Origin of the sequence: Mycolicibacterium peregrinum (assembly GCF_001665625.1) — a bacterium.
In the GTDB taxonomy this organism is placed as follows: domain Bacteria; phylum Actinomycetota; class Actinomycetes; order Mycobacteriales; family Mycobacteriaceae; genus Mycobacterium; species Mycobacterium peregrinum_B.
Genome location: NZ_LZSY01000053.1, coordinates 58697 through 80597 on the forward strand (window position 1 = coordinate 58697; position 21901 = coordinate 80597).

20 protein-coding genes and 1 pseudogene are annotated in these 21901 nt (G+C 66.9%); 10 read left to right on the top strand and 11 right to left on the bottom strand.

Annotated elements, in window-relative coordinates; all coding sequences use genetic code 11:
* Window positions 1-118 precede the first annotated feature (118 nt).
* The gene (locus A5779_RS07195; protein WP_064880348.1) at window positions 119-964 is read left to right on the top strand and encodes an SDR family oxidoreductase; all 846 of its coding nucleotides are present in this window, start codon (window positions 119-121) and stop codon (window positions 962-964) included.
* Here A5779_RS07195 and A5779_RS07200 read toward each other — a convergent pair whose 3' ends face one another.
* From A5779_RS07200 to A5779_RS07210, 3 genes are read right to left on the bottom strand one after another with little or no spacing between them, the layout of a single operon-like run.
* On the bottom strand, window positions 965-1804 hold the full coding sequence (locus A5779_RS07200) for a class I SAM-dependent methyltransferase (protein ID WP_082941573.1): 840 nt from the start codon (window positions 1802-1804) through the stop codon (window positions 965-967).
* Between the two features lie 19 nt (window positions 1805-1823).
* Entirely contained in the window at window positions 1824-2306 is a 483-nt protein-coding gene (locus A5779_RS07205; RefSeq protein WP_064880350.1) for a hypothetical protein, read from the bottom strand.
* Window positions 2303-4702 (bottom strand): molybdopterin oxidoreductase family protein, encoded by a 2400-nt coding sequence (locus A5779_RS07210; RefSeq protein WP_064880352.1) that lies wholly within the window; start codon window positions 4700-4702, stop codon window positions 2303-2305. The genes A5779_RS07205 and A5779_RS07210 overlap by 4 nt, the downstream gene beginning before the upstream one ends.
* Window positions 4703-4898: 196 nt before the next feature.
* On the opposite strand from A5779_RS07210, the gene A5779_RS07215 reads away from it, so the two are divergent.
* Both A5779_RS07215 and A5779_RS07220 read left to right on the top strand, forming a co-directional pair.
* Window positions 4899-6044, top strand: a complete 1146-nt coding sequence (locus A5779_RS07215; protein WP_064880354.1) for a glycoside hydrolase 5 family protein — start codon at window positions 4899-4901, stop codon at window positions 6042-6044.
* 14 nt (window positions 6045-6058) lie between these two features.
* Window positions 6059-6517 (top strand): hypothetical protein, encoded by a 459-nt coding sequence (locus tag A5779_RS07220; protein ID WP_064880356.1) that lies wholly within the window; start codon window positions 6059-6061, stop codon window positions 6515-6517.
* A 9-nt stretch (window positions 6518-6526) separates the two neighbouring features.
* On the opposite strand, the gene A5779_RS07225 is transcribed toward A5779_RS07220, so the two are convergent.
* A complete protein-coding gene (locus A5779_RS07225; RefSeq protein ID WP_064880358.1) occupies window positions 6527-7594 on the bottom strand; it encodes an alpha/beta fold hydrolase in 1068 nt (355 codons plus the stop codon).
* 75 nt (window positions 7595-7669) lie between these two features.
* Here A5779_RS07225 and A5779_RS07230 point away from each other — a divergent pair, with 75 nt between their 5' ends.
* Window positions 7670-8563 (top strand): LysR family transcriptional regulator, encoded by an 894-nt coding sequence (locus A5779_RS07230; RefSeq protein WP_064880360.1) that lies wholly within the window; start codon window positions 7670-7672, stop codon window positions 8561-8563.
* Here the strand turns inward: A5779_RS07230 and A5779_RS07235 are convergent.
* Window positions 8560-8913, bottom strand: coding sequence for a VOC family protein (locus A5779_RS07235; protein ID WP_055119019.1), 354 nt, complete (start codon window positions 8911-8913; stop codon window positions 8560-8562). The two genes, A5779_RS07230 and A5779_RS07235, sit on opposite strands and share 4 nt — an antisense overlap.
* A 130-nt stretch (window positions 8914-9043) precedes the next feature.
* Between A5779_RS07235 and A5779_RS07240 the strand changes: the two genes are divergently transcribed.
* A complete protein-coding gene (locus tag A5779_RS07240) occupies window positions 9044-9823 on the top strand; it encodes an SDR family NAD(P)-dependent oxidoreductase (RefSeq protein WP_064880362.1) in 780 nt (259 codons plus the stop codon).
* Here A5779_RS07240 and A5779_RS07245 read toward each other — a convergent pair.
* From A5779_RS07245 to A5779_RS07265, 5 genes are all read right to left on the bottom strand, one after another.
* Window positions 9788-10411 carry a TetR/AcrR family transcriptional regulator gene (locus A5779_RS07245; RefSeq protein ID WP_064880364.1) on the bottom strand — a complete coding sequence of 208 codons (624 nt, stop codon included), beginning with the start codon at window positions 10409-10411 and terminating at the stop codon, window positions 9788-9790. The genes A5779_RS07240 and A5779_RS07245 overlap by 36 nt on opposite strands.
* Window positions 10412-10418: 7 nt before the next feature.
* Entirely contained in the window at window positions 10419-11624 is a 1206-nt protein-coding gene (locus tag A5779_RS07250) for an FAD-dependent oxidoreductase (protein ID WP_064880366.1), read from the bottom strand.
* Complete coding sequence (gene helR, locus A5779_RS07255) at window positions 11617-13788, bottom strand: RNA polymerase recycling motor ATPase HelR (protein WP_110776971.1); 2172 nt, start codon at window positions 13786-13788, stop codon at window positions 11617-11619. Before helR ends, A5779_RS07250 begins: the two co-directional genes overlap by 8 nt.
* 106 nt (window positions 13789-13894) lie before the next feature.
* Window positions 13895-16438 carry a DEAD/DEAH box helicase gene (locus A5779_RS07260; protein WP_064880368.1) on the bottom strand — a complete coding sequence of 848 codons (2544 nt, stop codon included), beginning with the start codon at window positions 16436-16438 and terminating at the stop codon, window positions 13895-13897.
* A 124-nt stretch (window positions 16439-16562) separates the two neighbouring features.
* Entirely contained in the window at window positions 16563-17036 is a 474-nt protein-coding gene (locus A5779_RS07265) for a carboxymuconolactone decarboxylase family protein (RefSeq protein ID WP_064880370.1), read from the bottom strand.
* Between the two features lie 85 nt (window positions 17037-17121).
* Here A5779_RS07265 and A5779_RS07270 point away from each other — a divergent pair, with 85 nt between their 5' ends.
* The 3 genes from A5779_RS07270 to A5779_RS07280 all read left to right on the top strand — a co-directional run bounded on the left by A5779_RS07270 (window position 17122) and on the right by A5779_RS07280 (window position 20456).
* Window positions 17122-17955 carry an adenylate/guanylate cyclase domain-containing protein gene (locus A5779_RS07270; protein WP_207549042.1) on the top strand — a complete coding sequence of 278 codons (834 nt, stop codon included), beginning with the start codon at window positions 17122-17124 and terminating at the stop codon, window positions 17953-17955.
* 75 nt (window positions 17956-18030) lie between these two features.
* Complete coding sequence (locus A5779_RS07275) at window positions 18031-19164, top strand: ferredoxin reductase (protein ID WP_064880372.1); 1134 nt, start codon at window positions 18031-18033, stop codon at window positions 19162-19164.
* 29 nt (window positions 19165-19193) lie between these two features.
* Window positions 19194-20456, top strand: a complete 1263-nt coding sequence (locus A5779_RS07280) for a fatty acid desaturase family protein (RefSeq protein ID WP_064880374.1) — start codon at window positions 19194-19196, stop codon at window positions 20454-20456.
* Here A5779_RS07280 and A5779_RS07285 read toward each other — a convergent pair.
* Window positions 20419-21027: a cutinase family protein gene (locus A5779_RS07285; protein WP_110776985.1), complete on the bottom strand. Its 609-nt coding sequence runs from the start codon at window positions 21025-21027 to the stop codon at window positions 20419-20421. The genes A5779_RS07280 and A5779_RS07285 overlap by 38 nt on opposite strands.
* A gap of 159 nt (window positions 21028-21186) precedes the next feature.
* On the opposite strand from A5779_RS07285, the gene A5779_RS07290 reads away from it, so the two are divergent.
* The gene (locus tag A5779_RS07290) at window positions 21187-21564 is read left to right on the top strand and encodes a nuclear transport factor 2 family protein (protein WP_064880378.1); all 378 of its coding nucleotides are present in this window, start codon (window positions 21187-21189) and stop codon (window positions 21562-21564) included.
* Between the two features lie 52 nt (window positions 21565-21616).
* Window positions 21617-21901: pseudogene (locus tag A5779_RS07295) on the top strand (CoA pyrophosphatase); the annotation flags it as partial.

A 21901-nucleotide genomic window follows, 5' to 3' on the forward strand; every position in this document is an offset into this window, starting at 1 on the left:
CGTTCGCACAGCGGGCCTGCGCATATTCGGGTTGGAAACACTCGGCCCGGCGCACTGCTGAGCAGTCGCACCAACCCCGCCGCGACCGGGCCGCGTACCGGCCACTACCGTGCTAGCCATGACTCGGGTGACGGTGATCACAGGCGGCGCAGGTGGAATGGGGTTCGCCACGGCCAAGGTCGTCGGCCGCGACCAGACAGTGGTGTTGTGCGATGTCCGGCAGGACCGCCTCGACGCCGCCGCCACCGCACTGGGGGACCTGGGGATCGCCGCCAGGATCGTCAATGCCGACGTCACGGACCGGGCCGCCGTCGACCGGTTGTTGGAGACCGCTGCCGGGCTCGGCACCGTCAGCGCCGTCATCCACGCGGCCGGGGTCAGCCCCAGCATGGGTGACGCCGAGTACGTGATGAAGACCAACGCGCTGGGCACGCTGCATGTGAACGAAGCCTTTTTCGCGTCCGCGCCCGAGGGCGCGGCGATCGTCAACGTGGCGTCGATGGCGGCACATCTGCTACCCGAGGAAGTCATTCCCGCGCAGCACTTCCCTCTGGCGCTGCAGGACCAGGACCAGGACCAGTTCCTCACCGAAATGCTGGCGGCGTGCGGCATGGCTCCGGAAGACATGCGCTCCGGGTTCTCCTATGCCATCAGCAAGGCCTTCGTGAAGTGGTACAGCTCGTCGCAGGCCGAGCGGTTCAACGGTCGTGGCATCCGGATCGTCTCCGTCTCCCCGGGTTCCATCGATACCGAGATGGGCCGGTTGGAGGAGCAGGCGGGCGCGGGCGCGATGGTGGCCGACGCGGCGGTACCGCGCTGGGGCAAGCCCGAGGAGATGGCTGATCTGCTGGCCTACTGCGCCAGTGAGCGGGCGGGCTATCTCACCGGCACGGACATCCTCAACGACGGCGGTGTCGTCGCCTCGATGCGGGAACGCGCCCGGTTGGCCGCTGCGGGCAGCTAGTCAGCCGAACTCCAGCAGCGTGTAGGCCCCGCGAATCTGGCGCGTGGGCTTGAACTGCCAGAACGCCGGAAACGCGGTGTGGAAGAACCATCCGCGTCCGCGCGGCATCGGCAGATCATGCACGGCTGCGATACCGGGCACGGTGTGCGCCAGGTCGGACAACTGGGCCGGCGTCAGGCTGAACGGCATGGGTGGCACCCGATAGTGCCTCGAGGACCGCATGCCTTTGGGCGCGAACCTCTTCACCAGCACGGGTGGCAGGTCGAAGATCATCTGACCGCCGGGAAAACGCTTGGCGCACTCGGTGATCAGGCCGAGCGCTTCGTCAGGTTGCAGGTACATCAGCAACCCCTCCGCCGTGATGAAAATCCCGTCGGTGGGATCCACCGCGTCCATCCAGCTGTAGTCCAGCGCCGACTGCGCCCGCACGGTGATGCGGTCGGACGCGGGCAGAAGACGCTCGCGCAGTTCGATGATGGGCGGGAAATCGACGGTGAGCCAACGAAACCGCGCACCCGGTAGCGTCGCATCCAGTCGCCAGAAACTCGTCTGCAGACCTTCGGCCAATGCCACCACCGTGGCCGACGGGTGCTCGCTCAGGTAACCACGGGCGGCCTTGTCGAAGGCCAGCGAGCGCAGCGCCATCTCCTGGCCCTTGCGCCGTCCGAACTTGTCGAAGTCGAAGTCGATCGAGTCAGCGAGCTTGATGGCCAGCGGATCCTCGATGATGGCATGGGGGTGGCGGGCCTGGTGGGCCCGGCCGTTCAGGGTCAGCAGGGCGGTTTCCGAAACCCCGCTCAGGGTGCCTGCGTCGACTCTGTCGTCGTCTGGGACATTCACCACAGCAACGCTACCGGCGCTATCCGGACAGCGCCTGCGGTGACAGCTCCTTGAGCATGGCGTTGGCCCAACGCATCTGACGCAGGGTCTGCGGATGACAGCGCTTGGTCAGTTCGAGCAGCTCGTCGTCCTTGGTGGCCTGCGCACCCTGGGCGAGCAACTCCCAGTCCAGCGACACCCCGGCCGCGTCGCGATGCACGGAGCGCAGGTCCGCCAGCAGGACGAGCGCCGGTTCCGGATGCCGGCGCAGCGCGGTACTGAGTCCCTGTTGGATCCGGTGGGTCATCGGGTGCTGCCGGCAGTGGTCCGACAGATGCAGGCCGTAGTGGCGTCCGTGCTCGGCCAGAGCATGCACGTGCTCCTCGGACCAGTGGGCCAGGTCCTCGGCAAGGTGTGCGATGTCCTGGTCGGCGTGATGGCGGGCGGCGATGGCATGCAGGTCACGGGCGAGAGACTGCTCGCTGCGGTGCAGTTCGGTCAGGGCCGGCGCGATCTTGCTCATGGCGAGCCGTCCGTCCCGGCCGTCACGGGCGCCGAGGCCGTGTTCGTCGGCGCCGGAGCGGGGCCGCGGCCGCCGCCGATGCGCCGCAGTGCCGCGGCGGCGGTCTTGAAGATCGGCTGCTTGGAGACCGGGTCCCAATCGGTGAGGGTCAGCTCGTTGGCGGCCCGGTGATGGGCACCGGAGCCCGGGTCCGGCGGGGTGTCCCAGTACCCGTAGTGGAACGGCAGGAAGACCACGCCCGGGCGGATACCGGTGACCCGCGCGGCCGCCATGACGCATCCTCGTGGGGTGCTGACCTCGACGAAATCGCCTTCCTCGATTCCGGTTCTGCGGGAATCGGTTTCGGATATCTCGAGCCACACCTGGGGCGCAGCTGCGTTGAGTTGTGGTGCCCGGCCGGTTTTGGTGCGGGTGTGGAAGTGGTAGAGGGTGCGCCCGGTGATCAATACGTACGGGTACTCCGGTGACGGCGGTTCATGGGGCGGCACGTATTCGGCGGCCTTGATGATGGCGCGCCCGTAGGGGTTCATCGCGCGGTACTCGGTGGGTTCCAGTGGGGCGCCGGTGATGAGGTCTTTCCCGTAGGCCTCGCAGTAGTCGGGTTGCGCCCAGAAGTTTCCGTCGGCGTAGAGGCGCTCGGTGCCGTCGGGATTCTCGGAGTTGCATGGCCACTGGATGCCGCTGCCGCCGCGCAGCTTGTCGTAGCTCAGGCCCGTGTAGTCGCACGGCCGTCCGGCACTGCACTGCTTCCAGGCTTCGAAGGCGGCTTCGGGTGTGCGCCAGGGCGGCAGTGGTTGCCCGTCGGCGTCCCGGAATCCCATGCGCCGGGCGAAGTCGAGGAAGATGTCGAGGTCCGAGCGGGCCTGCCCGGGCGGGTCTACGGCTTTCGCCGAAAGGTGCACGGTGCGATCGGCATTGGTGAACGTCCCGGTCTTCTCCGCCCACGCTGCGGCGGGCAGCACCACGTCGGCCAGCGCGGCGGTCTCGGTCAGAAAGATGTCCTGAACCACCAGGAACAGCCGGTCCTGGGACAGGATGCGACGGATCCGCTCCAGCTCGGGCAGGGATACCGCCGGATTGGTCGCGGTGACCCACAACATGCGGAGGCTGCCTTCTTCGGCGTAGCGCAGCATCTGCATGCAATGGGTGGGAGGCGCGTAATGCGGGATCTGCATCGGATCGAGGTTCCACAGCCGCGCCAGTTCCTCGATGTGAGAGTCGTTGGCCCAGTTGCGGAATCCGGCCAGATCACCGTCGGCTCCGCACTCTCGGGTGTTCTCGGCGGTGGGCTGGCCGTTCATCTGCAGGATGCCGCAGCCAGGCTTGCCGAGCAGGCCGCGCACCAGGTGCACGTTGTTGACCTGCACTGCCGCCGCGGTGGCCTGATGTGACTGGTAGAAGCCCTGCAGCACGGTCGACAGTAGCCGCTCGGCGGTGCCGAGGATTTCCGCGGCTGCACTCAGCTGTTTCGGCTCGATCTCACAGATGCGGGCGACCCGGTCCAGAGGGAACTCGGCGACCCGCTTGGCCAGTTCGTCGTAGCCGACGGTGTGCGCGTCGACGTACGCGTGGTCCACCCAGTCATGGGCGAGGATCTCGTGCAACAGCCCATTCATCAGGGCCACGTTGGTGCCCGGCAAGGGTGCCAGGTGCACCGTGGCGTGTTGTGCGACGAGGGTCGGTCGTGGGTCCACACACAGAAGCGCGGGCGGATCGATCCCGGCAAGGCGATCGAGCATGCGCATCCACAGCACGGTCTGGGTCTCGGCGACGTTGTGGCCGTACAGCGCGATGGTGTCGCAGTGGTCGACATCGGCGTAGGAACCCGGCTGGCCGTCGCAGCCGAACGACTCCTTGAGCGCCTCGCCGGCCGTCGCGGTGCACAACCTCGTGTTTCCGTCGACGTGGTTGGTGCCGATCGCCCCGTGTGCGATCACGCCCTGGGTGTAGTACTCCTCGATGAACAGCTGGCCGGACGTGTAGAAGCCGATCGAGCTCGGCCCATGATCGTTCAGCAGGCTCGTCGTGTGGGCCACGATCCGGTCCATCGCGGTGTCCCAGTCGGCTGCGACCAGCTTGCCGGCGCGGCGGATCAGGGGAGTGGTCAACCGATCAGGTGAGGCGTTGGCCTGCCACCCGAAGAGATCTTTGGGATCGACCCGGCCGTGGTTGACGCGGTCCACCGTGCGTCCGCGCACCCCCACGATCCGGCCGTCCTTCACGGCGATGTCCAGTCCGTCACCGTTGGAGTGCAGGACCGCGGCCGATTGAACCCAGCGGTCCACCTGCTCGGGAGCCAGCCCCCCGTCGAGGTAGCTGTCCTCGCGGTCCGGCCATGCCTGCCCGCGCCCGTAGGGTGTCCTGGGGCCCCATGGATCGGCGATGCGGTCGTTCACCGTGAACAGGTACCCGCCGTCGGTCAGCCCAAACCACAGCGTCGTGGTGTGCAGCCTGAGTCGCTGTCGGGTACACCTCGAGTGGGGGCAGGTTGAAGATCCACAAAGCCGACAGTGCCGATGTTGGCAACGAAATGCTAAGGAAGCCAGGTTGATTGGTAGTTCGATGCACATCAGGCAAGGCGAGCACGGCCGGATGGCCCGTCGGGCTGCATTCAAGATCCCATTGGTGATGACCGTGGCCGCTGCGCTGGGGAGGGCGCCGCGGGCCAACGCGCAGATCGACGGCCACGGAGCCCGCTGGTCACCGGAGCGGGCGCACCGCTGGTACGCCGCACAGGGTTGGCTGGTCGGCGCCAACTTCATCCCGTCGAACGCGGGCAATCAGCTGGAGATGTTCCAGCCGGACACCTACGACCCGCAGCAGATCGACAACGAGTTGCGGATCGCCCGGCTGGCCGGGTTCAACACGGTGCGGGTCTTCCTGCACGACCAGTTGTGGGCGCAGGGGCATCTGGGCTTTCAGAACCGACTCGCCCAGTTCGTTGCCCTCGCGTCCAGTCACGGCATCAAACCGCTGTTCGTACTGTTCGACTCCTGCTGGGATCCGTTTCCCCGACTGGGGCATCAGCGCCGTCCCCGGCCCGGGATCCACAATTCGGTCTGGGTGCAGGGCCCGGGTGCACAGCACCTGGACGATCGCCGGTACCGGCGACTGCTGCGCGAGTACGTGGTCGGCGTGATCAGCCAGTTCCGTCGCGACGAGCGGGTGCTCGGGTGGGACCTGTGGAACGAGCCGGACAATCCCGCGGCCAACTACCGCGAGGTGGAACGCCAGGACAAGATCGCCCTGGTCGAGGAGTTGCTGCCGCAGGTCTTCGGGTGGGCTCGCTCGGTCAACCCCGTCCAACCGTTGACCAGCGGTGTGTGGGACGGTCCGTGGGCTGATCCGTTGGCGCGCAGCCGGATGGCGACGCTGCAGCTCGACCTCTCCGACGTGGTGACCTTCCACAGCTACGACCATCCGGAAGGGTTCGAGGCCCGGATCGGTGAGCTGGCCCCGATGGGCCGTCCCATCCTGTGCACCGAGTACCTGGCACGTGGGGAGGGCAGCACCATCGAGGGTGTGTTGCCGATCGCCAAACGACACAACGTCGGTGCGTACAACTGGGGCCTGGTCGCGGGTAAGACGCAGACGTATCTGCCGTGGGACTCCTGGGACAGGCCGTACAAGTCTCCGCCGCGGGTGTGGTTCCATGACTTGTTCCATGCTGATGGCCGGCCTTACCGCGACGGTGAGATCCGCACGATCCGGAAGCTGACCGGACGGCCGTATCCCTGACGACGGGACTGTCCATGACAGGTGGGAAGCGCACCGCGCTGGTGCTGTGGTTGTTCGCCGTGACGGTGCTGTTCACGGCTTGCTCGACACCGGACGCGGCGACCCCGCGGGATGGCGGCCAGGTGTCCGCGGCGACGGCGGCCGGGTTCGGCGACGTGGCACTACCCGCGGGAGTCGTCGTGCTGGGCGTGGATTCAGAATCGGGCATCGACACCCGCTACCGGTTGGCGTTGAGGATGAATGTCGCCCAATTGCGGGAGTTGTTGGCGCAGTTCGAAGAGCAGCCGCACGCCTCGGAGCTTCCCCGCACCACGCCGGTGATCGCCGGGCCACCGTTGTCCGCCGCGCCGAATCCGCTGTACGCCCAGGACCGGGTCACCACGAAAGCCGGGCGGACGGTGTACCGGGATGTCATCGTCGACGAGCGATCACCGGATGAGGTGTACGTGCATCTGTCGATCTTCACCACCTGAGCAGGGACTTCAGCGTCCACCCATGCGGCTGACGTCGGCGACGGCGGCGACGAACTGTTCGGGCGCTTCCTGGGGAACGTTGTGTCCGATGCCGTCGAGGACTCGATGTTCGTAGGGCCCGGTGTAGAGCGAGCGATAGCCGGCACCGTCCTTGGCCGCACCGTCGAAGTCGGACCCGATCGTGATGGTCGGCACGGTGACCGGGGGCTTGCCGGCCAACCGGGCTTCGTCGGCGTCATAGCGCGCTTCGCCGGGAGCCAGGCTGAGCCGCCACCGGTAGTTGTGCACCACGATCGCAACGTGGTCGGGATTGTCGAACGCGGCGGCGGACAGATCGTAGGTGGCGTCGTCGAAGTGCCACAGTGGTGAGGCCTTGGTCCAGATCAGCCGGTTGAACTCCTTGGTGTTCTCGCGGTAGCCGAGTTCACCGCGCGGGGTCGCGAAGTAGTACTGGTACCACCACCCCAACTCGGCTTCGGGCGTCAGCGGCTTCAGATTGGCCGCCAGATTGGCGGTGATGTAGCCGCTGACCGCGACCAGTCCCGCACAGCGCTGTGGCCACAGTGCGGCAACGTTGTTGGCGGTGCGGCCACCCCAGTCGTATCCACCGAGCACGGCCTTCGGGATGTTCAGCGCATCCATCAGCGCGATGACGTCGTGCGCCAGGGCCGCCTGCTGGCCGTTGCGCACGGTGTCGGCGGAGCGGAAACGGGTCGACCCGAACCCGCGCAGGTGGGGCACGATGACGCGGAAGCCCTGATCGGCGAGCAGCGCCGAGGCGTCGGCGTAGCTGTGGATGTCGTAGGGCCAGCCGTGCAGCAGGATCACCGGGAGACCGTCGGCCGGACCGGCCTCGGTGTAGCCCACGTTGAGATCACCGGCGTCGATCTGCTTGACCGGGTTCATGGGGTGTGACGGTTTCGACGGCGCGGCCGGGGCAGCCGGGGCAGGAGTGGACGACGTGCCACAGGCCGCCAAGGTGGCCGCGCCGGCAGCGGCTGCCGTGAGGAAGCCGAAATTCCTTCTGCTCAAACCGTTCACCGTTGCTGCTCCTTCTCGCGGGCTCGTCGTATCCATCTCACCCTCGCGTGGCCATCAAGTCCAACGATTGAATCTGATGACCCTTATCGACTAGATAGATAGGCTGACACAGTGGAGTTACGCCAGATCGAACACTTCATTGCGGTGGCCGGTGAGATGAGCTTCACCCGAGCCGCCGAACGCGCGCACGTCGTGCAATCGGCGTTGTCGACGTCGATCGCGAAATTGGAGCGTGAACTCGGGGTGGCGTTGTTCGACCGCTCGCGGCAACGGATCAGTCTGACCGCCGCGGGGGAGGCCTTCTCGGCACATGCCCACGAGGTTCTGCACGCAGCCAGGGCGGCGGCTGAATCCGCCGCCCAGTTTCGTGGATCACTGATGGGCACAGTCGAATTCGGTTCGCTGATCTCCTATGGGCCGGTTGATGTCGCCCGCGCCCTCGGAGATTTCCACCGGACCCACCCGCATGTCCGGCTGCGGTTGAGGCTGAGTCAGTCCGGCGCGTCGGCCTATCTTGCCGCACTGCTGGAGGGCTCGCTGGACCTGGCACTGGTGTCGCTGCCCAACCGGTTCCCGGGGCAGCTCGACATGAAGCTGCTGTTCGAGGAGCCGATGGTCTTCGTCTGCCGTGACGACCATGAGCTGGCGCGCCGTCGTCGCCTCGATCTGGGTGAGCTGGCCGGTGAGGATCTCGTCGGTTTCCCGCCCGAATTCGGGCTGCGGCGCCTGATGGACGAGGCGTTCCACCGCGCCGGTGTGCAACCCCAGACGCAGTACGAGGTGCCCGCCGGATTCGCCGCGATCGCCGAACTCGTCGGAAACGGGCTGGGCACGTCCTTCATGCCCGTGTCGGAGGCGCAACGCTTCGGTGATCTGCGAGCGGTGGCGTTGCGCGATCCGGCGGTGTGGCAGGTCTATCTCGCCGCACCGCCGGCCGAGCGCTTGACACCCGCCGCAGCACTTCTGGCCGAAACCCTGCTCGCCGCTGCGGGTTCGGTGGGCTAGCGGTTGAGAGGGCTGTAGAAGACCAGGCCGTTGCCCTTGTTGTCGTAGACCACCGCCCGACGCTCGTGGGCATCGTCGTACGGGTGCTTGATGATTCCGCCGCCGCTGGCTTCGATCGCCTTGGCCGCGCCATCGACGTCGGCAGTCTTGATCCCCACGACAACCTGTCCGGGGATCGGGTGGTCCACCGACGTGGCCAGGGCGAGGGTGAGCGATCCACCGTCGAGCGCGGCGAAGTGGGCGCCATCGCGGAACTTGAGTGGCATTCCCAGGGTCTCGCTGTAGAAGCGGATCGACTCATCCAGGTCGTCGGTCGAGAGGATGATCATCCGTACGTCGTGGTCGCTCATCAGTGCCCTCCTATGGCTGAACGCTTCCAGGTTATGGTCACCGGCCCCGCGGGAACAGCCCTCAAGTCTCTACTGGTATAGAGACTTGATCACTTTTGTCCGAAGCGCCGAACCTCAGGAGACACCGACGATGACGCTGCAATTCGATCTGTCGGGCCGACGCGTGCTGATCACCGGTGCCGGACAGGGAGTCGGCCGGGGACTGGCCGATGCCTTCGCGGCCGCCGGCGCCACCGTGCTGGTCAATGACCTCCGGGGTGACCGAGCCGAGGCGGTGGCCGCAGAGCTGCGGGAAGCGGGCGGTGACGTGCTGTCGGTACCGTTCGACGTCACCGACTATCGAGCGGTCACCGAGGCGGTCGAAGAGGTCGGCCCGGTCGATGTACTGGTGAACAACGCGGGTAATGCCGGGGCCGAGGGATTCGCCGCCCGAATGCCGTTCGCGGAAACCTCACCCGCGGACTGGGACCCCTTCCTCCAGGTGAATCTGTACGGCGTGCTGAATTGCACGCGGGCGGTTCTGCCGACGATGGTGGAGCGGCAGTGGGGTCGGGTCGTGACGATCGTCTCGGATGCGGGCCGGACGGGGGACGCCAGTGGCGCGGTCTATGCGGCGGCCAAGGCCGGTGCCGCGGGTCTGACGCGGTCGATCGCGCTGGAGAACGGCCGCTACGGTGTCACCGCCAACAACATCGCGCTGGGCACCATGCGCACACCGCTCACCGAACCGCTGTGGGCCGAGATGGCCGATTCCCCGCAGGCGAAGGCGATCCTGTCGCGTTACCCGATCCGCAGGCCCGGGCTGCCCGAGGATGTGGCCTATCTGGCGGTGCTGCTGGCCGGCGACCACGGCTCCTGGATCACCGGCCAGACGCTACCGGTCAACGGTGGCTACTCCTTCGCGATGTGAGGCGGCCGGGGCAGCGGCGACGATCGCGGCGATGATGTCGTGGAGTTCCTCGTCGGAGTTGATGGTGCGGTCGCCGCGGGCCAGTGCGAGCATCAGTCCACTGATGAAAGTCAGCAGTACGTACGCTTTTTCGTCGATCAGACCGGGATCGGTCTCGGCCGGGCAGAGCGCCACCACAACGTTGCGGTGTAGTTCGAAGAACCGCTGCTGGTTGTGGCTGAACGCCTCGGCCAGTCCGGCGTCGCGGCTCGAGGGCATGACCAGCTCGTAGCGGGCCTTGCTCCGGACCAGACGCGCGCCGGTGCTCGACCGGATGACCAGCCGCGCCAGACCGCGCACATCACCGTGCGCCCCCGGACCTGTGGCCGCGGTCAGATCGGCCAGGTCCAGATCGGCGATGCGGTTGGCCGCCGCCCGCATCAAGGCCGCGCTGGTGCGGAAGTAGAACGACGTGGTGCCGTCCGGTACCCCGGCTTTGCGGTCGACCTTCAGATGGGTGACGCCTTTGATGCCCTCGCGGGCCAGCAGAGTGATTGCCGCGTCGCACAATTCGCGCCGGCGTTGATCGGGATTCTGTTTTGCCCCCACGCCGCACCTATCGGCGGGCCGGTGCGGCGACGTGCTCGGGACGCACCCCGGTACCGACCAGGTACGCCGGAATCGTGGTCAGCTGGGGGAACCGGTGCACGATCTTCAGCAGAGCTCCGGGCGGGGTGATGTCGGCCCCGGCCATGACGGGCGCAATCACCCGGCGATGCAGGATCCGTTGGAAGCCTTGGGTGATGACAGTGGGCAGCGTGCGCCGACGCTGCACAGCGGCGAGGTCGGATCCGGTGACCCGATGCTCCCGTAGCGGTTGGTACAGCAGGCGGGCGGCCGCGGCGGCGTCCTGGATGGCGACATTGATGCCGACGCCGCCGACCGGCGACATCGCGTGGGCGGCGTCGCCGATGCACAGCAGCCCCTCGCGGTGCCACCGCGGCAGACGGTTGAGTTGGACGTCGAGATGCTTGACGTCGTCCCAGGAGGTGAGTGCGCCGGGATCGGCCTCCGGAATGAGTTCGGCGAGTTCGGCGTGGAAGGCGTCCAGGCCGCGGGCCCGGAGTCCGGCATCGCTGCCCTTCGGGATCAGGTAGGCGACCTGGAAGTAGCCGGTGCGGGGAATCATGATCAACGCCCGTCCGGGCGCGGTCCGCGGGATCAGTGAGTACTGGCCATCTTCGGTGCGCGGCAGGCGGAACCACCACACGTCGAAGGGCACCGGGTAGTCCCGGGTGTTGAGTCCGGCCTCCCGCTTGACCAGCGACGTGCGCCCGTCGCAGGCCACGGTGAGCTCGGCGCGCAGCTCCCCGTCCCCGTCCGGACTGGTGTACCGGACCCCGGTGACGCGCTCGCCTTCGCGCAGTAGTCCGGTCACCTCGGTCTGCATGCGCAGGGTGAAGTTGGGTTCCGCTCTGCCCGCATCAGCCAGCAGGTCGAGGAAGTCCCACTGCGGCACCATCGCCACGTACGGGTGGGGCTGGCGCAGTCGACGGAAGTCGACCAGCGTCACCGGCTCGCCGTCGACCGTGAACTCGCCCTTTTCCACCTTGCTGTAGCCGATCTTGTCGAACTCTCCGAAGAGTCCCAGCTCGTCGAGCATGCGCATGGTGCTCGGGTGCACGGTGTCGCCGCGGAAGTCGCGCAGGAAGTCGGCGTGCTTCTCCATGACGGTGACCGGTACCCCGCACCTGGCCAGGATCAGCCCGAGCATCATTCCGGCGGGGCCGCCGCCCGCGATCACGCAGGTGGTGTCAGGCATGGGCGAGTCCGTTCAGCGCGTCGGGCAGGGGTTCGGTGTGGAGCACGCCGAGGCGCTGCGTCGCGCGGGTGAGTGCGACATACAACTCGGCGGCGCCGCGGTCGCCGTCGGCCAGGATGTGTGCGGGTTCCACCACGAGCACGGCGTCGAACTCGAGGCCCTTGGTTTCCGACGGTGCCACCGCACCGGGCACGCCGGGTGGGCCGATCACCACACACGTGCCCTCGCGGGTGGCTTCCTCCCGCACGAATTCCTCGACAGCTGATGGGATTTCAGCGGCGGCCAGCTGCCTGGCCCACGGCTGCACACCGCAGGACCGGACGGACTCCGGCGGTTTGACGCCGGGCGCGAACTCGGCGAGCAGCGCTCCGGCCACCGCCATGATCTCGGCCGGGGTCCGGTAGTTGACCGACAGGGTCCGGTAGATCCACCGGCCGGGCACGTAGGGTTCGAGCATCGCGTCCCAGGACCGGGCGCCGGCGGCCGAGCGGCGCTGAGCCAGGTCGCCGACCACCGTGAAGGACCGGCGTGGACACCGACGCATCAACACCCGCCAGTCCATCTCGGACAGTTCCTGGGCTTCGTCGACCACAACATGACCGTAGGTCCAATCCCGGTCGGCCGCAGCGCGTTCGGCGAGTTCCCGGGTGTCGCGCTCGAGGAACCGGTCGGCCAGGTCCTCGGCGTCGATGAGGTCGCTGGCCAGCAGGTGGTCCTCGTCGTCCATCAGGTCCTCGCGGGCGATCATCAGATCGAGCACGCCTGCGGCGTAGGCGGCTTCCTCGCGCCGTTCGCGTTCGGCGGCTTCCTCGCCCGCCTTGTCCCGGCCCAGGAGGTCGACCAGCTCGTCGAGCAACGGCACGTCCGAGACGGTCCAGGCGCTGCCGTCGGTACGCAACAGGCGAGGGTCGGCGCCGGCCGCGGCCAACCTCTCGGCCGACGAGTACAGCGGGGCCAGCAGGGTCTCCGGGGTCAGGATCGGCCAGAGTCGATCTAGTGCCGCGGCGAACGCCGCGTTCTCGTCGAGCTCGCTGACCACGCTGGCCCGCAGCTCCTCCCACGCCGCCTTGTCCTGACGGCTCAACCAGCCCTTGCCGATACGCGCGACGGCACGTTCGGTGAGGACGTAGGTGACGATGTCGCGGAACGTCGTACGCGCCTCGTTGTGCGGTAGTCCCGTTTCACGGGCCTCCTCGATGGCCCACTGCGCGGTTTCGGCGTCGATGCGGACGGTGACATCGGGCAGTTCGATGTAGATCGGCTCGTCGGGGACCTCCTGACGGTCGGCGACCGCGGCGGCCAGCACATCGAGGATCTTCAACGAGCCCTTGATCGCGGCCACCTCGGGTGCGTCCTCGGCGGTGACGTGCAGGCCGGGAGCCAAGTCGCCGGGCGTCATGAACACCGCGTCGGACTCGCCCAGTGAGGGCAGCACCCGGCCGATGTGGTTCAGGAACGCCTCGTTGGGTCCGACCACGAGCACGCCGTGACGTTCGATCCGCTCCCGGTGGGTGTAGAGCAGGTAGGCCACCCGGTGCAGCGCCACCACGGTCTTCCCGGTGCCAGGGCCGCCCTCGACCACCAGCACGCCGGTGTGTTCGTTGCGGATGACCTCGTCCTGCTCGGACTGGATCGTGGCGACGATGTCGCGCATGCCCTCGCCGCGCGGAGCGTTCACCGCGGCCAGCAGTGCGGCGTCCTCGTCACCTTCGTCGCCCGCGGCGGGCCGGCCCAGCACCTCGTCGGTGAAATCGAGCACCCGCCGACCCAGGGTGCGGAACTGGCGCCGCCGGCGCATGTTCTCCGGGTTGGCCCCGGTTGCGGTGTAGAACGGTCGCGCCAGCGGTGCCCGCCAGTCCAGCAGCAACGGTTCGTAGTCGTCCTCACGATCGAAGATGCCGAGGCGCCCGACGTAGAGATGTTCCCCGGCAACGGATTCCAGCCGCCCGAAGCACAGGCCGTTGTCGGCCACATCGAGCCGGTTGGCTTCCTTGGCCAATGCGCGCACCTCGGCGTCGCGTTCCACCGCGGAGCCGCCGTGCTCGCGCAGCGCGGTGCGGTAGCGGTCACGCACCCGGATGCGTTCGGCGTCCAGGCGGGTATAGAGCCCGTCGACATAGGTCTGTTCGGACTGCACTTCGACATCGTGATCGTCAGCTGGCACGTGCTCCCTGTTCCTCCGTGGCTTGCTCCGGCCAGCGATTGTGCGCCATCACCGGGGCCTTGCCGCAAGGCCCCGGGGTCGCGATAAAATTCAGGTCAGCAAGCGCTCACCCCATCCGGCCGACATCCACGATACGCAGCACCGCGGCACCCTCTTCGTCGCTCGCGGCCAGGTCGACTTCCACGTCGAAGCCCCAATCGTGATCTCCGGCAGGATCTTCGAGGATCTGTCGAATCCGCCACACCTGCGGCTGCCGGTCGAAGATCAGCAACGCCGGGCCCCGAGCATCGGCTCCGGTGCCCACCTCGGCGTGCTCGTCGAAGTACTCTTCCCCGATTTCGGCCCAGCGTTCGGCCGTCCACCCGGATGAGGCGTCCAGCGCACCGAGCTCGTCCCAGCGGGCCCGCGCGAACAACTCCACCCGACGGAACAGTGCGTTGCGCACCATCGCGGTGAATGCCCGCTCGTTGCCGGTCAGCGGCCGTGGTCGGGCCGGAACCGCCACCGGTGCGTCGTGAGGTTGGTCCGGACTCGTCAGCTGCTCCCACTCGTCGAGCAGGCTGGAATCCACCTGGCGCACCAATTCGCCGAGCCATTCGACGATGTCGGCGAGTTGCTCGGTCCGCGCCGAGGCGGGCACACCGGAGCGCAGCGCCTTGAACGCATCCGACAGGTAGCGCAGCACCGCGCCTTCGGAGCGGGTCAGCCCATAGACGCTGATGTACTCACGGAAGGTCAGGGCCCGTTCCCACATCTCACGCACCACCGACTTGGGCGACAGGTGCCCGTCGGCCGCCCACGGATTGGTCTGCCGGTACACCTCGTAGGTGTGTTGCAGCAGTTCGGCCAGCGGCTTGGGATAGGTGACCTCGTCGAGCAGTTCGATGCGTTCGTCGTACTCGATGCCCTCGGCCTTCATCTCGGCCACCGCTTCGCCCCTGGCTTTGTTCAGTTGCGCGGCCAGGATCTGGCGCGGGTCTTCCAGAGTCGCCTCGATCACCGAAATGACATTCAAGGCATAGCTTGCTGGATCTTCCGCGTCGGGATCCAGCACGTCCACCGCGGCCAGAGCGAAGGTCGACAGCGGTTGGTTGAGCGCGAAATCGGGCGGCAGGTCGACGGTCAGCCGGTAGCGACGACCATCGGCCTCGGGTTCGTCGAGACGTTCCACGACGCCGGCCTGCAGCAGGGACCGGGCGATGCCCACGGCCTCCCGGATGTGTTTCAGCTGACGTTTGCGCGGTTCATGGTTGTCGGTGAGCAGGCGCCGCATCGCCGCGAACGGATCGCCGGGACGGTCCACCACGTCGAGGATCATCGCCGTCGACACCCGCATGTTGCTGGTCAATGCCTCGGGCGCGGCCTCCATCAGCCGGTTCATGGTGTTCTCGCCCCACGGCACCATGCCCTCAGGTGCCTTGCGCCGCACCAACTTTCGGCGCTTCTTCGGATCATCGGCGACCTTGGCGAACTGCTTGATGTTCTCGACCTCATGGTCGGGCGCCTGCACCACCACGGTGCCCGCGGTGTCGTATCCGGCGCGGCCGGCGCGCCCGGCGATCTGGTGGAACTCGCGGGCGTTGAGCAACCGCATCCGGGTGCCGTCGTATTTGGACAGCGCGGAGAAGACGACGGTGCGGATCGGCACGTTGATCCCGACGCCGAGGGTGTCGGTACCGCAGATCACCTTGAGCAACCCGGCCTGGGCCAACTGTTCCACCAGCCGGCGGTACTTGGGCAGCATGCCGGCGTGGTGGACGCCGATGCCGTGGCGCACCAGCCGCGACAACGTGGTTCCGAATGTCGTGGAAAAGCGGAAACCGCCGATCATCTCGGCGATCGCGGCCTTCTCCTCCTTGGTGCTGACGTTGACACTCATCAGGGCCTGCGCCCGCTCCAGCGCCGAGGCCTGGGTGAAGTGCACGACGTAGATCGGGGCCTGCTTGGTATCGAGCAGGTCCGCGATGGTCTCGTGCATCGGCGTGGTGGCATACGAGAAGAACAGCGGCACCGGCCGTTGCGCCCCGGCCACCAGGGCCGTCTCCCGTCCGGTGCGCCGGGTCAGGTCCTTGCGCAGGAATTCGACGTCGCCCAGCGTGGCCGACATCAGCAGGAACTGGGCCTTGGGAAGTTCCAGCAGTGGCACCTGCCAGGCCCAGCCGCGGTCCGGGTCGCCGTAGAAGTGGAACTCGTCCATCACCACCAGGCCGATGTCGGCATCGGCGCCTTCCCGCAACGCGAGGTTGGCCAAGATCTCGGCGGTGCAGGCGATGATCGGTGCGTCGGCGTTGACCGATGCGTCCCCGGTCAGCATGCCGACGTTGTCGGCCCCGAACACGTCGCACAGCGCGAAGAACTTCTCACTGACCAGCGCCTTGATCGGGGCGGTGTAGAAACTGACGCGGTCCGCGGCGAGCGCCGCATAGATCGCTCCGGTGGCCACCAGCGACTTACCGGAACCGGTCGGCGTCGCGAGGATCACGTTCGCTCCGCTGACCAGTTCGATCAGCGCCTCCTCCTGCGCGGGGTAGAGCGTGGTGCCGTTGGCCTCGGCCCAGCCGGCGAAGTCGGTGAACAGAGCGTCGGCGTCTCCGCCCTTGGCTTGCAGTGCCGAGAGGTCGTTCGGATCGACGAGCAGGGGAGTGGTCATATTGATGACCAGCGTGCCAGTTGGCCGGCACCGTCGATCGCCGGGCACGGTTCACGTTCGTAACGCTGTGGCGAAGAACTGGCCTCTCGGCCGCCACTGCGTTACGAACGCGAGCGCAGCATCGCTATCCGAACTGACCTGGCTGGTAGTCCCCTGCGGGCATCTGAACGATCACGTTCAGGCGGTTGACGGTGTTCATGAAGGCGATGAGGCACACCAGGGCGGCCAGCTGATCCTCGTCGTAGTGCTTGACCGCGTTCGCCCACACCTCGTCGCTGACCCCGCCTGCGGCGTCGGCGATCCGGGTGCCCTCCTCCGTCAACTCCAGCGCGGCGCGTTCGGCTTCGGTGAACACGGTGGCCTCCCGCCAGGCCGCGACCAGGTGAAGGCGCTGCTGGGTCTCCCCGGCGAGGACGGCGTCCTTGGTGTGCATGTCGGTGCAGAAGCCGCAGCCGTTGATCTGGCTGGCGCGCAGCGCCACCAATTGGTGGGTGGACTCGGGAAGCGTCGAGTCCGTGATGACCTTGCCGGCCGACGTGACGTACTTGAGCATCTTGGCGGCGGTCCGGTTCTCGAACAGGTTCAAACGAGCATCCATGGTGACTCCTAGTTGTCGGTGACTACCCCCTTGGGACACCGCGAATCGACGAAATGTGACATGCGGCGATAATCAGCGGGTGTCGATGCCGTCCACTGTCGAGGTTGTCCTGCTGGTGGTTGTCGTCGCGCTGTTCGCGGCGTTCGTGACGTTCCTGGTGCTGTTCATCGTGAGCCGGCGTCAGCTGAACAACGCCCGCCGTGAGATCGAGCGCATGAAGCTCGAGGACGAGGACCGGCGGCGGAAGCGCCGTCGCGGGGTGGCACCCCTGGCGATCAAGACGGTCTTTCAGACCGCGGACATGCTGATCAACAAGGGCCTGGGCGCGACCGTGCGCAACTCGATCGAGGATCTGGCCGGATGGGCCCAGGTGGAACGTCCGGACCTGGCCCGGCTGACCGCTGACGGGCGCGTCGTCATCGTCTTCTCCGACATCGAGGGCTCGACCGAATACAACGCCGCGATGGGTGACCGGGCCTGGGTGAAGCTGCTGGAGAAGCACAACAAGCTCGTTCAGGCACGGGTCGACAAGCATGGCGGTCATGTGGTCAAGACCCAGGGTGACGGGTTCATGATTGCGTTCGCCGACCCGGAGAACGCGGTGCGCTTCGCCACCGACGTGCAGCGCGCGCTCGCGGAGAACCCCCAACGCTGGCAGGCGATCCGGGTGCGCATCGGTGTGCACATGGGCACATCGGTGCGCCGTGGCGACGATCTGTTCGGGCTCGACGTGGCGATGGCGGCCCGGGTCGCCGGGCAGGCCGGCGGCGGCGAGATCCTGGTCAGCGAACCGGTCGGGGAGGCGGTCAAGCACCTCGACGACGTCATGCTGGGCGTTCCCAGGGAGGTCGAGCTCAAGGGGCTTCCGGGGACCCACGTCCTCTACCCGGTGCCGGCCGAGCATGAGGCCGGCGTGTGAGCTGAGCCCGTGTGGGTACTCGGCATACATGTGTTCACCAGACCTGAGGTTTCGGCACTGGCGCGGTGAGCGCCGATGACGGGGACGTTGCGGCGGTTGACGCGCTGGACAGAGAAGCCGGCGCGAGGCGTCGAGACCGCTTCCCCCCGCAATGTCAACGTCGTGCGCGGCTTGCTGGCGCGGGCCACCACGCCGCTGTTGCCGGACGACTATCTCCAGCTCCTGAACCCGCTGTGGTCGGCACGGGAACTACGCGGTGAGGTCGTGGAGGTACGCACGGAGACACCTGACTCGGCCACTGTGACGATCAAGCCGGGTTGGGGCTTCTCGGGTGACTACAAACCGGGCCAGTATGTGGGCATCGGCCTGCACATCGATGGGCGTTGGCACTGGCGGTCGTATTCGCTGACGTCGGTGCCGCGCCGCAAGGCCGACTTGATCTCGATCACGGTCAAAGCCACTCCGGAGGGCTTCCTGTCCACTCATCTGGTCAACGGGGTGAACCCGGGGACCATCGTGCGGCTCGCCTCACCTCGGGGCGACTTCGCGCTGCCCGATCCGCCGCCGGCCAAGCTGTTGTTGGTGTCGGCAGGCAGCGGCATCACGCCGATCATGGCGATGCTCCGGTCGTTGAGACATCGCGGACAGAACCCCGACATCGTGCACATCCACTCCGCACCCGGTACCGACGCCGTGATCTTCTACGACGAGCTACGCAACCTCGACCAGCAGCTCACCGGCTACCGGTTGCATCTGCACCTGACCGAGGAACAGGGGCACCTCGATTTCGGTGCCGCGCTGTCCGACATCGCCCCGGACTGGGCGCGGCGGCCGACCTGGGCCTGTGGCCCGCCGGAGATGCTCGACACCATCGAATCCTTTTGGGCGGATGCGGGACGGACCGAAAACCTGCACACCGAAAGGTTCGTCATCGCCAGGACCGACCGAGGCGGTGAGGGTGGCACGGTGACCTTCGCCTTCTCCGACAAGAGCGTCGAGATCGACGGCGCCACATCGCTTCTGGAAGCAGGTGAGCAGGTCGGAATCCAGATGCCCTTCGGTTGCCGGATGGGCATCTGTCAGACCTGCGTGCTGCCACTGGAATCCGGGCACGTCCGGGATTTCCGATCCGGCGAGGAGCACGGTGCTGGTGACCGGATCAACACCTGCATCTCCACGGCTTCAGGGGACTGCACGTTGAACGTTTGAGGACGTCTTCGAGAACCGCAAGGAGGAACATGGCCATCGCCGACATCAAGCAGTATGCGCACCTCACCGACGAGGATGTCGAGGCACTTGCCGCTGAACTCGACGCGATCCGCACGGACGTCGAGGAATCCCGAGGGCAGCGCGACGCCCGTTACATCCGCCGGGCCATCCAGCTGCAGCGCGCACTCGCCGCAGGCGGTCGAGTCGCATTGTTCGCCAGTGGAAACCGGATCGCCCGATACGGCGGTATCGGGATGCTCGCCACCGCCAAGATCATCGAGAACATGGAGTTGGGGCACAACATCATCCATGGCCAGTGGGACTGGATGAACGACCCTGAGATTCATTCCACGGAGTGGGAATGGGATACCACCGCGCCCAGTGTGCACTGGAAGAAGTCCCACAACTTCATCCACCACAAGTACACCAATGTCGTCGGTCTCGACGACGACATCGGCTACGGCATCATGCGGTTGACGCGCGACCAGCGGTGGGAGCGGTGGATGGTCGGCAATCCGATCTACAACCTGCTGCTCGGCACACTGTTCGAATGGGGTGTCGCCGCACACGGACTGGAGACCACCAGGTTCCGCAAGGGCGAGAAGTCGATGGCGGAGGTGCGCAAGGACCTACGGGTGATCGGCAAGAAGGTCGGCAAGCAGGCGGGCAAGGACTACCTCGTCTACCCGGCCTTGTCGGGACCGAACTGGAAGCACACCCTCAAAGCCAACTTCATCGCGAACCTGATCCGCAACTACTGGGCCTACGTCGTCATCTTCTGCGGGCATTTCCCCGACGGCGCAGAGAAGTTCACCCGCGAGGAGTTCGACCGGGAGACTCCGGGAGAGTGGTATCTGCGCCAGATGCTCGCGTCGGCGAACTTTCATGCCGGGCCGCTGATGGCATTCATGAGCGGCAACTTGTGCTACCAGATCGAGCATCACCTGTTTCCGGACCTACCCAGCAACCGGTACGCCGAGATCAGCCAGAGGGTGCGGGCGCTGTGCGACAAGTACGATCTGCCATACACAACGGGATCACTTCCCCGCCAGTACTTTCAGTCGTTCTGGACCATCCTGAAGCTGGCGCTGCCCGACAAGCTGCTCAAGGCCACTTCCGACGACGCTCCCGAAACTCATTCGGAGCTCAAGTTCCGGGTGCGGGCGGGTATGCGCGAGAGCTTCGGGGTCGATCCTCGGACCGGTAGGCGCCGAGGCCTGCGAACTGCTTTGCGCGAGCTGGAAACCGGTCCGATCACCGTCGAGCAGCGGGCGCCGGAGGGGGCGCCTTGACGTGACGCGTGACCCATTGCGCGGCAAGCTTGATCAGGCCCGATTTGGGATAGGTGATGTGCGCATTCCAGTCCCGGCCGAGCGAACAGATCGGATCGTTGGTGTTGCACAGGTCCGCGGTCCTGGCGCCGAAGTCCGGGCTCATCCGGGTCAACGGCTGACCGAGGCGTGCCGACGGGTTCCCGAAGACCACGACCGACGCGACACGCGGGACGACCGCGGCGGGCAGTGGGGCGCTGTAGCCGAGACCGGCGATCGGTGAGGTGGCCACCACGTCGACGACGGCGGCGCCCTGCGAATAGCCGCCCATCACGATCTTGGTCTTGGGGCACCGGGCCGCGGTGGCCTGAACGCGCTTGCTCATGTCGGTGGCGCCGGCCGCGGCCTTCATGAAGTCCCACGACGCGGGGTACTGGACCGCGTAGGTGCCGATCGTCGAGCCCTTGACCATGGGGCGCAGCGTGTCGACGAACGCCTTGCCGACGTTGCCGATACCGGCGGGTTCGTCGGTGCCACGGGCGAAGACGACCTCGATGTCGGGACAGTCGGGTGCGGCCGCGGCCGAGGGCATCGCGATGGGCGTCGCGATCGTGCCCAGCGCGGCGGCCGCAGACACTGCTGCGATGCCCGCGAGGGCCGATACCTGACGGACACCCACACGTCACTTCTACCACTGTTTTAACAGAGTTGCCCAGGCATACCAGGTCCGAGTAACGGGTATCACCCAGCAGTGACCAGCCAAGTTTCCGACGAACTCCTGCACATCGAACGTGCCGGGTGGGACTCGCTGTGCGAGTCCACCGGCGCCGATTTCTATGGCGAGCTGATGCTGCCCGATGCGGTGATGGTGCTCGCCAACGGCATGGTGATGGACCGCAACACGGTCGTCAGCGCACTCTCGGAGTCGCCGCCGTGGCGTGCCTATGAGATCAGCGGAGTGCGGCTCATCGTGCTCGACGACGACAGCGCCGCCCTGGTCTACACCGGTACGGCCTATCGCGACGAGGAGGAGCCTGCCTTCGTCGGCGCCATGTCCAGCGTCTACCACCGGGTCGACGGTGCCTGGAAGCTCGCGCTGTATCAGCAGACCCGCAAGCCGGACCAGTAGCGGGGCGTCACCTCGGCGTCGGGTGCTCGGCGTACCCGCATATGGTCGAGCGGTGACGATCGCCTATGACGAAGCCCTGCGGGAACGTATCGGGGCGCATCTGGCGGGGCACGAGCGCCGCGCCGTGACCGACCCGACGAAGCGGCATGCGGCGGTCGCGGTGGTGCTGGTCGATTCCGAACTCGGTGAGGACCGGGTGGATCCGGCGCCGGTCGACGAGTGGATCGGCGGACGGCCGATGCCGGAACCCGGGCTGGACGGCCGCATGGTGGATGTGTCGGGCGGGGCAGCTTTTCTGTTGTGTCGCAGGACATCTCGGTTGTCGTCACACGCCGCG

Excerpts from the sequence above, each read along its gene's own strand:
- A5779_RS07265 (WP_064880370.1), bottom strand. The coding sequence starts at position 17,036 with ATGGATGCTCGTTTGAACCTGTTCGAGAACCGGACCGCCGCCAAGATG.
- A5779_RS07280 (WP_064880374.1), top strand. The coding sequence starts at position 19,194 with ATGGCCATCGCCGACATCAAGCAGTATGCGCACCTCACCGACGAGGAT.
- A5779_RS07225 (WP_064880358.1), bottom strand. The coding sequence starts at position 7,594 with ATGGATACGACGAGCCCGCGAGAAGGAGCAGCAACGGTGAACGGTTTG.
- A5779_RS07240 (WP_064880362.1), top strand. The coding sequence starts at position 9,044 with ATGACGCTGCAATTCGATCTGTCGGGCCGACGCGTGCTGATCACCGGT.
- A5779_RS07195 (WP_064880348.1), top strand. The coding sequence starts at position 119 with ATGACTCGGGTGACGGTGATCACAGGCGGCGCAGGTGGAATGGGGTTC.
- A5779_RS07285 (WP_110776985.1), bottom strand. The coding sequence starts at position 21,027 with ATGCCCTCGGCCGCGGCCGCACCCGACTGTCCCGACATCGAGGTCGTC.
- A5779_RS07270 (WP_207549042.1), top strand. The coding sequence starts at position 17,122 with ATGCCGTCCACTGTCGAGGTTGTCCTGCTGGTGGTTGTCGTCGCGCTG.
- A5779_RS07250 (WP_064880366.1), bottom strand. The coding sequence starts at position 11,624 with ATGCCTGACACCACCTGCGTGATCGCGGGCGGCGGCCCCGCCGGAATG.
- A5779_RS07215 (WP_064880354.1), top strand. The coding sequence starts at position 4,899 with ATGGCCCGTCGGGCTGCATTCAAGATCCCATTGGTGATGACCGTGGCC.
- A5779_RS07235 (WP_055119019.1), bottom strand. The coding sequence starts at position 8,913 with ATGAGCGACCACGACGTACGGATGATCATCCTCTCGACCGACGACCTG.
- A5779_RS07260 (WP_064880368.1), bottom strand. The coding sequence starts at position 16,438 with ATGACCACTCCCCTGCTCGTCGATCCGAACGACCTCTCGGCACTGCAA.
- A5779_RS07220 (WP_064880356.1), top strand. The coding sequence starts at position 6,059 with ATGACAGGTGGGAAGCGCACCGCGCTGGTGCTGTGGTTGTTCGCCGTG.
- A5779_RS07275 (WP_064880372.1), top strand. The coding sequence starts at position 18,031 with ATGACGGGGACGTTGCGGCGGTTGACGCGCTGGACAGAGAAGCCGGCG.
- A5779_RS07205 (WP_064880350.1), bottom strand. The coding sequence starts at position 2,306 with ATGAGCAAGATCGCGCCGGCCCTGACCGAACTGCACCGCAGCGAGCAG.